This window comes from Pedobacter sp. 05L430 (genome assembly GCF_056397585.1).
Genome location: NZ_JBFTNT010000116.1, coordinates 1 through 11,698, shown reverse-complemented (window position 1 = coordinate 11,698; position 11,698 = coordinate 1). Strand labels below are relative to the sequence as shown.

General features: G+C 37.8%; 7 protein-coding genes. 1 reads left to right on the top strand and 6 read right to left on the bottom strand.

The features are described 5' to 3' along the window. The 4 genes from AC1DG9_RS15565 to AC1DG9_RS15550 form a co-directional block, all read right to left on the bottom strand. The coding region (locus tag AC1DG9_RS15565) for a RagB/SusD family nutrient uptake outer membrane protein (RefSeq protein WP_477634855.1) at positions 1-1,361 on the bottom strand (1,361 nt) is incomplete at its 3' end. A gap of 24 nt (positions 1,362-1,385) precedes the next feature. After that, on the bottom strand, positions 1,386-4,895 hold the full coding sequence (locus AC1DG9_RS15560; RefSeq protein WP_477634854.1) for a SusC/RagA family TonB-linked outer membrane protein: 3,510 nt from the start codon (positions 4,893-4,895) through the stop codon (positions 1,386-1,388). 103 nt (positions 4,896-4,998) lie between these two features. Continuing rightward, positions 4,999-6,066: a FecR family protein gene (locus AC1DG9_RS15555; RefSeq protein ID WP_172660516.1), complete on the bottom strand. Its 1,068-nt coding sequence runs from the start codon at positions 6,064-6,066 to the stop codon at positions 4,999-5,001. A gap of 96 nt (positions 6,067-6,162) precedes the next feature. Then, the gene (locus AC1DG9_RS15550; RefSeq protein ID WP_172660517.1) at positions 6,163-6,729 is read right to left on the bottom strand and encodes an RNA polymerase sigma factor; all 567 of its coding nucleotides are present in this window, start codon (positions 6,727-6,729) and stop codon (positions 6,163-6,165) included. Between the two features lie 396 nt (positions 6,730-7,125). On the opposite strand from AC1DG9_RS15550, the gene AC1DG9_RS15545 reads away from it, so the two are divergent. Continuing rightward, positions 7,126-8,502 carry an aspartate kinase gene (locus AC1DG9_RS15545; protein WP_172660518.1) on the top strand — a complete coding sequence of 459 codons (1,377 nt, stop codon included), beginning with the start codon at positions 7,126-7,128 and terminating at the stop codon, positions 8,500-8,502. A gap of 9 nt (positions 8,503-8,511) precedes the next feature. Here AC1DG9_RS15545 and AC1DG9_RS15540 read toward each other — a convergent pair whose 3' ends face one another. Together AC1DG9_RS15540 and AC1DG9_RS15535 are read right to left on the bottom strand one after the other, a co-directional pair. Beyond that, positions 8,512-10,269 (bottom strand): ATP-binding protein, encoded by a 1,758-nt coding sequence (locus tag AC1DG9_RS15540; protein ID WP_172660519.1) that lies wholly within the window; start codon positions 10,267-10,269, stop codon positions 8,512-8,514. Positions 10,270-10,294: 25 nt separating this feature from the next. Next, positions 10,295-11,425 carry a sensor protein KdpD gene (locus tag AC1DG9_RS15535; RefSeq protein ID WP_477634853.1) on the bottom strand — a complete coding sequence of 377 codons (1,131 nt, stop codon included), beginning with the start codon at positions 11,423-11,425 and terminating at the stop codon, positions 10,295-10,297. Between the last annotated feature and the right edge of the window lie 273 nt (positions 11,426-11,698).

Genomic DNA, 11,698 nt, shown 5'->3' with positions numbered 1-11,698 from the left:
ATAAATTTATGTGTATAATAGCCAGTCCAGCTTCCGTTCCAGTTTTCAATGGAGCTACCTCTTGTATCGAGCCCTTTAAAACGGATCTTTTTCCCGTCCTCCATAAGGTCATATTCACCGGTTTGTATCTGGTTAGCAGGATCTACTGATCCTGAAACTTTATCTCTTGGTTTCCAGCCAGCACCATCATATAAAACAGTTGCGTAGAAACGTGGATCACGATTTTGATAAGGAGCARATTGCTGCGCAGTATTTGTCCAGCTAAATTTTGTTCCATCAATCATCTCATAATCATCAACAAGCAAGCCTATTGGGGTGTTACCAGCCCAGTTATGATAACCATTTGGTCCATTTGCTCTTCCATAGCGCAAGTCACTGCGATCTATAAAGTATCTGGCAAAAATTAACTCAGAAGCAGCAGCGATATCTATGCCCGGCGCTTTACTACCACCACCCATAGCTATACTTTTATAGTTATTACGTCCTTCAGCAACAGATACTTTTGCATCCAGGTTCAACTTATACCCTGTTCCGGCATCCATTACAGCTTTTGCTGCATCTTGTGCTGCTTTCCAGCGTGCATTGCGATCACCAGTTAGATATCCTAAAAATTCTGGGTTAGCATAACTTGAAATCACTGTAGATTTTGATTTTGCCGTAGGAACATCATGCAGATCACTTGCGGCATATAACAAAACTCGTGATTTCAACGCTAAAGCAGCCAAAGAATTAGTTTGCCCCTTTACCATTGTTTGATCTTTTAATAGATTAAAAGACTCCTCACAATCTTTAACAATGAAGTTTACACACTCTTCATAAGTGGCTCTTTTTACTTTATAATCATCATTAAGTCCATAGCTTTTTGTAATAAGCGGCACAGCACCGTAGTATCGCAACAACTGCTGATAAAAATAAGCTCTTAAAAAATAAGCCTGTCCCAACAACTTCGATTTTACAGCTTCGTCAGTAATTGCATTATCGGTACCTGTTAACTTTTCTACCGTGATATTACAAGCACGGATGCGATTATACATCTGATCGTAACCCCAGGTTACATGAACCCACCCTAATGTTGTTGGATTAATGGTACTTGCATTAACGAGATCGATTCCCCTGTTTGGATGCGTAAAAAGTGACTCGTCGGAAACTGACGACAACATTTGCTCATCAAATCCCCCCACATTTAATCCATTGTATATCTCGGTAACAAAAGCTTGTGCCAATGCAGGATCCTTCCATACCAAATCAGCATTAATTGCCGTCGGCGGATCTACTGCAAGAAAATCCTTTTTACAACCTGATCCGAACAGCGTTATAAGAGCGATGGAAAATATGTATGTATTTCTATTTATAGGTTTCATATAAAATATTTTAATTCTTTGAACTTAAAAAGTGGCTTTAATTCCTGTATTGATAACCCTTGCCTGTGGATAATATTGGGCACTAGAGTTTGTTGATTCAGGATCCCAAATTTTAATTTTATCCAGAGTTACAAGGTTTAGCCCATTTACATATACCCTAAGCGCTGTTAATCCGATTCGTTTTACCAATTCCGGAGCAAACGTATAGCCCAGTTCAACATTTTTTAACCTTATATAGTTGTTGCTACGCATCCAATAGGTATTACGTGCTGCATTATTAAAATCCGTATAATAGGTTTTACCACGGTTAGATAACCTAGGGAATTCACTACTCGGATTTTCGATGCTCCAACGGTTTTTGTATGACCATTCAAGGAAGTTACCTATGTCACCAGATTCTGTTAATCCTACAATCTGCAGACCTCCTGAAGCTCCCTGAATTAATGCCGAAAGGTCAAAACCTTTATAAGCCAGATTCAAATTAAAACCACCTGTAAAAGTAGGTGTGTTTGTTTTGTCCATTCTAATCTGATCATCGCCATTGATTTTACCATCGCCATTGATGTCTTTAAACTTCATATCACCTGGCAATAGATTACCGGTAAAGGCGCTATAATCGATTTTGTTGGCATTAATTTCGGTCTGATCTCTAAAAACTCCATCATATTGGTACACAAGTTCTGTTCCTGTAGGCATTCCAGTTGATCGCTGCCACTCTGGTGCGCCTGGTGTTTCATCCCAGAATATGATCTTGTTTTTAGAATATCCTCCGTTAACACTTACTCCGTAATTAAGTTCACCTACATTGTCGTTATAGCTCAACTTAAATTCAAAACCTTTATTGTTTACTTTTCCAAGATTCACAGGAGGTAATTTATCGGTAATACCCGAGCTGCCAGGTATAGAGTTACCTCTTGCAATAAGAATTTTTGTACGCTTGTTATAAAAGGCGTCAAACTCAAAGCTTAATTTATTATCCAAGAACGATGCATCCAAACCTACGTTGGAATTGTTTGCTACTTCCCATCCGAAATCCAAATTAGGAACTCGGTTTTCAACTAATGTTTGGCTTAACTGATCATTGATCACATAACTTCCAAAGCCCATTGTACTCAGGTATTGATATTCGGCCAGTGCATCCCCAAAGTATGCCTCTGCACCCATCTGACCCCATGAAGCTCTGATTTTCAAATTATTAACAAATCTGACGTTATCTTTAAAGAAAGGCTCTTCAGATACCCTCCAACCCAGTGAAAAGCCAGGGAAGAAACCAAAGCGCTTATCTTCAGGGAAGATGTACGAACCGTCAGCTCTCCACAAGAATTCAGCAAGATATTTTTCTTTATAGTTATAACCTACCCTTCCAAAATAACTCAAACGAGCTCTTTTGTATAAGTTGTTAGGGTCACCTGGATTACTGATCGACTGCTCTTTATCGCTACCTGCTAACAGTTCCTGCAAAGCAGTAGAAATGAAATATCTTCTGAAAGCTGAAAATCCATCATTATCAACCTTTTCTCTGGTTACACCAGCCATTAAACCAATAGTATGATCTCCTATTTTTTTATCATAATTGATCATTCCCATTAAATTTGTTGCCAATTGCGCTCCAGCGGTTTCAGTTAAACTAGGATCTGTACGTTCAGAACGCACCGAACCTGTCAGTACAGGTGTTACACCATCGGCTTCAAAAGATTTTTTGTCCCAATAATAAAGCGTCCATGGCGTCTGCCATCTTTTTTGCCTGCCTGCAAACTTATCTATAGAGGCAGTTCCTGTTACTTTTAACCCATCAACCCATGGAATTCTGATTTCTACTTTACCAGTAGTTTGTAAGTAATCCCTGCGATCCCTGTTATAACCTGTAAGATCTGTAGTTGTCACATATGGGTTATATCCATATTCAATATCAGGTCCTGGTAAACCATTTGGCCAAACCTCTATTTCTGTTGGTTTTCCGCGCATCAGCATCCTGAATACATCAGAGGCACTTACAGTAGGGAAATTACGAACTTCCTCTCTACCAGTAACACCTAATGTAGCAGTTACATATTTGTTGATGTTCGCTTCGAGGTTAATCCTCAGATCGTACTGCTGATATCCTGTTGCAGATTTTTTGTAATAACCATCCTGATCTAAATATCCCAAAGACACAAGATATTTGATGTTATCTCCTCCTCCATTAATTTGTAAGTTGTGTTTTTGTTGTGGAGACCAGTTTTTAAGTGTGGTATTAAACCAATCTGTATTAGGGTATCTTAACGGGTCTGAACCATCACGTAGCTTCTGCATCTCATCGGGACGATAAGCTGCGCTGATTGTACTATTGTTATCAGTTCGTTTGTACGACCCTGTTTCCTTAAACGCCTGCCACGCAGCACTCCATTGGTCCTGAGGCAAGTCGGCACCGAATATGTTTAATTCATTCAATATTTCAGCATACTGGGATGAATTTGACATTTTAGGCGTTCTGGTCGGTTGCTGCAAGCCATAACCATAATCATAAGATAATTGTGGTTTTCCTGATTTACCTTGTTTAGTGGTTATAAGGATAACACCATTTGCCGCCCTGGAACCATAAATTGCAGCAGAAGCATCTTTTAGTACTGATACACTTTCTACATCATTTGGATTTAAGCGTTCTAGACCGCCTGCCCTGTTAGGCACCCCATCGATAACGATTAAGGCATTGTTATTTCCTAAGGAATTAACTCCACGGATGCGGATAGTTGATCCATCATAACCCGGCTCACCACTTGCTTGAACAGCTGTTACACCCGGCAAACGACCAGCCAGTGAGTTAGAAAGGTTTACCGTTGGTGTTTTTGCCAGCTCGGCTCCTTTAACTGAAGTTACAGCTCCGGAAACGACAGCTTTTTTCTGTGTTCCATAACCAACAACCACAATTTCAGATAGTGCCTGTGCACTTTCGACCAGCTTCACATTAATTGTTTCTTGCTTATTAACCGGAATTTCTTGCGTCTGATATCCCATATAAGAGAACACCAATGTGCCATTGTCCGGCACCCTGATGCTGTATTTACCTGTTGCATCAGTAGTTGAACCAGCCGTACCTTCTTTTAATTTAACACTTACCCCGGGGATGCCAGTTCCATTGGCATCTGTAACCAGACCTTTCACCAAAATGTCAGCCGCCGATGCATTTCTTAGTCTTATCACTACCAGGTTATCTTCCAATTCCTGGAACTCCAGATTAGTGTTTTTCAAAAGTAGCATCAGGGCATCAGAAACAAATATCTGACTCTTTACCAATGTAACATCTTTACTACCAGAAAGGTCGTCCTCGCTATATAGAAAGCGTATATTCCCTTTCTTCTCAASCACATTAAGCGCTTCTTTTAATTTGACTCTATGCAGCTCTAAATCAACCTTTGTACCTTGGGAGAAGGTGGAAGCTGATACCTGCAAACATAAGACAAACGATGAAACAAAGATCCAGTTTAGCATCATTATTAGTTTTTTGTTGGGAAAGTTGGCACATAGAACTTTATTGCACAGTTCTTTTTTTTTCATAGATTTGTGAATTTCAAAGTTAAAAATCTGTAATAGTAGCATTTAGCTACTCATGAAGGTTTAGGGGGAGAGAAATGTTAGCCGCATTTAGCTCCCTTTTTTGTTAGTAAATGATCACGTCATGTTCTTTAAGTTTAAAGTTAAATGGTTTGATTAATTGCATTGCTTTCAGGGTTTCTTCGATTGTTTCATTTTTAAATACACCTGTAAAGCGATAAGATTTTGCTTGCTCGGTTTCAAAGTTGATTTGCACATTGAACCAGCGTTCCAGCTTTGGTTTCAGATCTTCTAATGATTCATTCTGAAAAACAAGCTGGCTATCACGCCACGAAGTTTCTTCGATATATTCGTTGTTACCAATTCGCACCGGCACCACGTGTTGTATCGTTAACGTTATGTCCTTTGGCACATCTGGCGAGGGACTAGACTTAACATGAATAACTTTTTTATCTTCAACCAATGCAAATTTTTCTGACGGACTTAAAAGGATCTTTTGTTCCGATCTGTCGTTTACAGAAAGCTCAATAGACCCGCGGATCAAGGTAGCCTCTGACTTTTTATCAATGGGATAAGCTTTTATGTTAAATGCAGTTCCCAAAACTTTTACACAAATTTTATCAGTACGTACAATAAAGGGGTGAGATTTATGGTGAGCCACATCAAAAAAAGCCTCACCTACCAGATAAACAATACGTTTCTTCTTTTGATTGATACTGCTTTCATATGAAAGTTTACTATCAGAATTAAGCCAAACTATTGTACCATCCGGAAGCTTAATTTTTTTTCGGATCCCTTTCCCTGCAACAATTTGAGTATCCGGGGAAAATTTATCGGACCTATTGTAGTAAAGTAGAGCAGCAGAAACAATAACAAGTAATATTGCAGCAATGCCAATTAGATTTTTATATTTTTTGAAGCCGGTTATTTTTTGTGTTTCCTCTTTATGTCCAAACTCATCACGGAATTTAAGCCTATGCAACAGGTACGCCTGATCTACGTCTGGCAGATCGGTTTGTCCTTCTGAACTTAACCAGAGTTGTTCTAGAAATTCTTCATAATAAACGGAATCAGGATATCCTGTTATGAGGTCATTCAGCTCTTCCAATTCGCTTTTCGTGGCTTCACCAGCTAATTTACGAGCTAACAGTTCTATAATTCTGTTTTTATACATACAGATAATCCGGGTAAGTTTATATTGGTTTGTATGTATAGGACAAACCTTTTTGGAAAACTCCCTAGTCTTTCATGAAAAAAAATAAAAGTTTTTTTACATGAGGTTAAATTCTGCTTTTAAAACAGTGCTCATTTTTTTAATTGCCGTTACCAGATGCGCATCTACTGTTTTAGGAGAAATATTTAAAATGGATGCCGTTTCCTTATAACTTAAACCGTCTTCTTTTATTAATTTAAATACCAGCTTGCACTGAGAAGGCAGTTTTTCGGTGGCAACCTCGAGCTTTCTCTTCAATTCATCATTAATCAATATCTGCTCCGGATTCAGGTTGTCAAGAATAATTTCGAATTCAATATCATCTAGAGAGACCCACTCCTGCTTTGAATGTTTATTAAGCACATTTAAGGATAAATTACGGGCAATTACAAAAGCATAAACTTTGATATTTCTCACCTCCGATAATTTTTCTCTATTCCGCCAAATGGTAATCATAACATCACTGGCCACTTCTTCTGCAAGTTCTCTTGACTTTAATAAACAAAAGCAAAAGCGATATAAAGAAGGAAACAAAGATTTGAAAAGCTTCTCGTATGCGTTCTCATTATTATACAAAGCAATATGACTTATCAGACTGTTTAGGTCGGGTAAATGTTTAGGCATAGGGTCTATATTTGATTAATTCAAATGTATGAATTAAACCATACCATCCAAATCCTAAAACAATTCTCTTGAAATTTAACTGAATATAAGTACATATTCCTTACTTCTAAGCCCTTTAACCCAAAACATGTTAAAATGAAAAAACCTCACCCATTTTGAAAAACGCTTATTTAATCTGGATTTTAGTTAAAAAAATTAAAAACAGCTAACACAATGTGTAACTGACCTTTAGCATCAATCTCATCTTTTAGGCCACGAATTTGCATCTCTATTCACATCTTAGGTTCTCTATGCAAGGTCTAATCCCATTCGGATTTTGGCTTAGAATGGATTAGTCCTAACGTAGAATAGAAAAAATCCTTTAATTTTAAACCGAAACTGAAAGTAAAATCATACATGTTAACAGTAGAAAAAATTGGGGGGACTTCGATGAGTGCCCTTGCAGATGTTATTAATAACATCGTTTTATTTGAAAGAAGCGGTGAGGCATTATACAACAGAGTTTTTGTAGTCTCTGCATTTTCCGGTGTGACCGACCTGTTGTTGGAGAACAAAAAAACAGGAAAGCCAGGTGTTTATCATCGCATTGCTAAATATCAGGATTTTCACAGGCCGTTAATGAGTCTGATCGTTCAGTTAAAATCCATCAACAAAAAGTATAAGAGTATAGGCCTTGATTTAACTCTGGCCGATCAGTTCATAGAAAATCATATTACAGAGGCACAAAAATATCTTGAAAATCTAGCAAATATCCTGGCCTCAGGTTATGTGAGCAAAGCAGGTATTTTACAGGCGGCACGTGAGATACTAGCCTCAATTGGAGAAAGCCACTCTGCTTTTAACTTTACTAATATCTTAAAGAACATGGGTATTAATGCTATTCTTATAGATTTGAGTGGTTTTAATGACCATAGGGCATTTACTATTGACCAGCGGATAAAGCATGCCTTTAAAAATATCGACTTCGAAAACACAGTGTGTATAGTTACAGGATATGCTAAAGGAACCGAAGGTATTATGCGTGAATTTGACCGGGGATATTCTGAAGTAACTTTTAGCAAAATTGCTGAATTCTTAAAACCTCAGGAAGCAATTATTCATAAAGAATATCATCTATCAACAGCAGATCCGGCGTTAGTGGGGATAGAAAATTGTACCCCGGTTGGTTACACCAATTATGACATTGCCGATCAGCTGGCAGATGTAGGCATGGAGGCAATCCATCCCAAGGCTTCAAAACCTCTGGAAATCAACGGGATTCATCTACGAATAAAAAACACTTTTGAACCTGCCCACCCTGGCACATTGATCACCAGGAATTTTATTTGTGAGCATAAACGGGTGGAAGTAATTACAGGAACAGACAAATTGCTATTGATTGATGTTTATGATCCATTAATGGTAGGTAGTGTGGGTAGCGATCTGCACATCATGCAAATTTTCTATAAACACCACATTAGTTATACCTTTAAGGCAACCAGTGCCAACAGCATATCTATTGCAATTTGGGAACGAGATTTTGTTAAAAAACTAATTAGTGATCTGGAAGATGACTTTGAAAAGGTAACTATTGAAGAAGTTGCTATGGTATGCCTCTTAGGATCTAACATAGACCAACCGGGTTTGTTGGCAAAAAGTGCCTACGCTCTAACCGAAAAAGGGATAAACATTAAGAGCGCAGGCTTTGCATTAAGAAAAGTAAATATTCAGTTTTTAGTTGCACGCGAACACTTTAAAACTGCCATCATTGCACTTAACTCTGCAATGAATTAATAACGCATTTTATACTGCTATTGGTAGCTGAAAGCAAAATCTGCTTCCTTCTCCAATAGCACTTTCCACCCAAATCTTTCCGCTTTCTGCCTCTATGAAGTCTTTGGATATTGCCAATCCTAATCCAGACCCTGATTTATTATTTCCGTCGGTAGGAACCTGAAAATAACGGTCAAACAACCTTTTCTGATACTGCTCATCAATTCCTTTTCCAAAATCCCTCACAGAAAATTCTATGTTTCCATCCTTTTCAATTATCTGAATAATCACTTTAGATTTTTCTGAGCTGTACCTCAAAGCATTAGATAAAAAATTAACCAGCACCCATGCGGTCTTTTCAGTATCCACAAATACTTTAGCCAAATTATTTTTGCTGATCAATTCCAATTCTATCGACTTCTGCTCTGCCTGAAACCTTACAGCATCCATAGCATAAATAGCGATCTTACGTGGGTCAGATTTCACAAAATTTAATTGCAGGTTACCTGTTTCTACCTGAGCAAGATCAAGTAGCTCCGTTGTAATCTTTAATAAACGTCCGCAATCCTCCTTAATATGCTGAACAAGTTCCTTCTGCTCGGCATTCATTGTACCAACGCGCTCATCATCCATTAATTTTAAACTCATTTTAATAGATGATATCGGCGTTTTTAATTCATGAGATACAGTAGCAATAAAATTTGTCTTTGCTTCGTCTAATTCCTTATACTGTGTTATGTTTTTTAGTATATATACTTCACCAGCAGTTCTTCTGGTCTCAGTAATTATCTGTTCGTCCTGATCTTCATAGGCTACCGGAACTGTGATCTCCCTACGCTCCAACTGGAAGTAAGACTCTTTATTATCAGCATAGATCTTCATTGGTTTGTCTACACTATTGATTTGCAATATTCTATTTAAAAGATCATTTCTTTTCATTAGCTCTAAAGCATTTAATCCGATAATATCTTTTTCGCTCAGGTTTAACAACTGTCCGGCTACTTTATTCAAAAATAAGATCTCTTTTTTCTCGTTCAGACCAATAATTGCATCCTGCATTTGTTCAATAATGGCTTCTATCCTTAGCTTTTCGGATTGAAGTTTGGCCAGATTACTGTTTTCCCATTTGTTGAGCTGAGCAGCCATAGCATTAAACTCTGTTGCGAGCTCCGAAAACTCATCAGTTCCATTGAATTCCAAACGCTGTTTATAATTTTTCCGACTGATTTCTTTAATCGCTTCAGAGAATTCCTTTAGGGGATTGGCTACAAAGCCCGGGAAATTTACAACAAAAGAAAACAAGATTAGAAAGCACATTGAAGCCGCAAAGATCAGATAAGTTGCTGCCTTTTCGACGCCCCTTTGGGCAGCAGCATTTTTTCTGACAATAGCATTCATATTCACCTCATCAATGATCCTCAACTGCAATCGGGCATTATTTAATGCCAACTGCTTGGCTGATATATTTTTTGCCGGGTCTACAATAATCTTATAGGCTTCAGCAAGTCTAAGTACAGACTCATGCTCTCCTTTTTCAGTAATGTTATTTCTTTCTTTTGCCAAATGGATTCCAAACTGTTCAGCCTCTTTCTGCGAAAGTGGTATTACGCTTTCATCAAGTATCTTTCGCATCTCGCCAGAAAAATTTAAGCTCTCGTAGTTGTCCTTTAAGATTACCTTGGAGCTTACAGAAATTTTGTTCATATAGTAGAGCGAGATCGCTCCGAAGAATATCACGACCACGAATAAGAACCCGAATCCGAGGCGTAGTTTAGTTTTTATCTTCATGGTTTATAATATTAAATTTTTAACGTCATGATAATATAACAAGATCAGTTTCGGTAGCAGAAATACTTCGCAAAAGTTGGTTAAAAACAGCAGTTCTCATAATGATCTGAAATRAATTTAAGTGTGGCTTTCCTATACATATTGTGGTAATTTCTTTTTCTTCAGCAACCTTCAATATAGCGCTGGTGATATGATTGCTTTTAACTTTTATAACCTCTGCACCTAGCTCGGTTGCCATTTTAAAGTTGTTAATCAGATGTCGCTGCACGTCTAATTTAATCCGATCTCCACTTTCATTATCGTTTTGTACATATAGCACTATCCATGGTGAACGGTAATAGGAAGCAAGTCTTGCGGTTTTTCTGATTACTATTTTAGCTGTTGTATTATTAGTAGATATACAAGCTAAAAAACGCTCAGGCCGAAGCTTGATCTGCTTAGGAATTTCGATATTGATTTTCCTTTCCAGGTGATGGGCAACTTCTTTTAAAGCAAGTTCACGAAGTTGGAGTATACGCTCTGGTTGAAAAAAATTTCCGAGGGCCCGTTCGATCTTACTTTTATCATAAATTTTCCCGGCTTTTAACCGCTCTATCAACTCATCTGCGGTTAGGTCTATGTTAACGATCTCGTCCGCTGTTTCTAAAATCTTATCTGGTATTCTCTCTGTGATAGGGATCCCGGTAATGGTTTCAATATCCTCATTCATACTTTCAAGATGTTGAATATTTACAGCAGAGATCACGCTAATTCCCGCTTCAAGAATATCAGCAACATCCTGCCAGCGCTTAACGTTTTTACTCCCTTCAACATTTGTGTGCGCTAATTCATCAACAATAACAACCTCTGGGTGTGTATTAATAATTGCGTTTACATCCATCTCCTCCAGCTCTTTACCCTTATAAAAGAGTTTTCTTCGGGGAATAATCGGGATACCGTCTAATAATGCATGTGTTTCAGCTCTGTTATGGGTTTCTATATAGCCAATCCGAATATCAATACCATTCTTTAATAAAGCATGGGCTTCCTGCAACATTCTGTACGTTTTCCCCACGCCCGCACTCATGCCAATATATACCTTAAATTTCCCTCTTCTGGACTTCTTTACCAGATCAAGAAATTTCCTTACCGAGTCTGCTTTATTATCTTCTTCCATGGCTCAATAAAATTACCATTTAATAATGATGTAATTATTAGTCATCAAATACCATAATCCACCAATAATCAACCCAATACCAAAACACAGAATCAGTTTACCAAAGGGATTACTCACAAAACCCCGAAATGTCCATTTTTTCATAGTAAATATTTGATTTTAACAATTACGGAATCCGCCTGGTTTTAGGTGAATTCCGTAATTCTAAACTATATTAATCTAAGTCTAAAAAGCAACAGCAATACTTGCTGTAACTGCAGCATTGTTGTCTAC

Coding starts and splice junctions, on each gene's coding strand:
- AC1DG9_RS15545 (WP_172660518.1), top strand. CDS start 7,126: ATGTTAACAGTAGAAAAAATTGGGGGGACTTCGATGAGTGCCCTTGCA.
- AC1DG9_RS15555 (WP_172660516.1), bottom strand. CDS start 6,066: ATGTATAAAAACAGAATTATAGAACTGTTAGCTCGTAAATTAGCTGGT.
- AC1DG9_RS15550 (WP_172660517.1), bottom strand. CDS start 6,729: ATGCCTAAACATTTACCCGACCTAAACAGTCTGATAAGTCATATTGCT.
- AC1DG9_RS15540 (WP_172660519.1), bottom strand. CDS start 10,269: ATGAAGATAAAAACTAAACTACGCCTCGGATTCGGGTTCTTATTCGTG.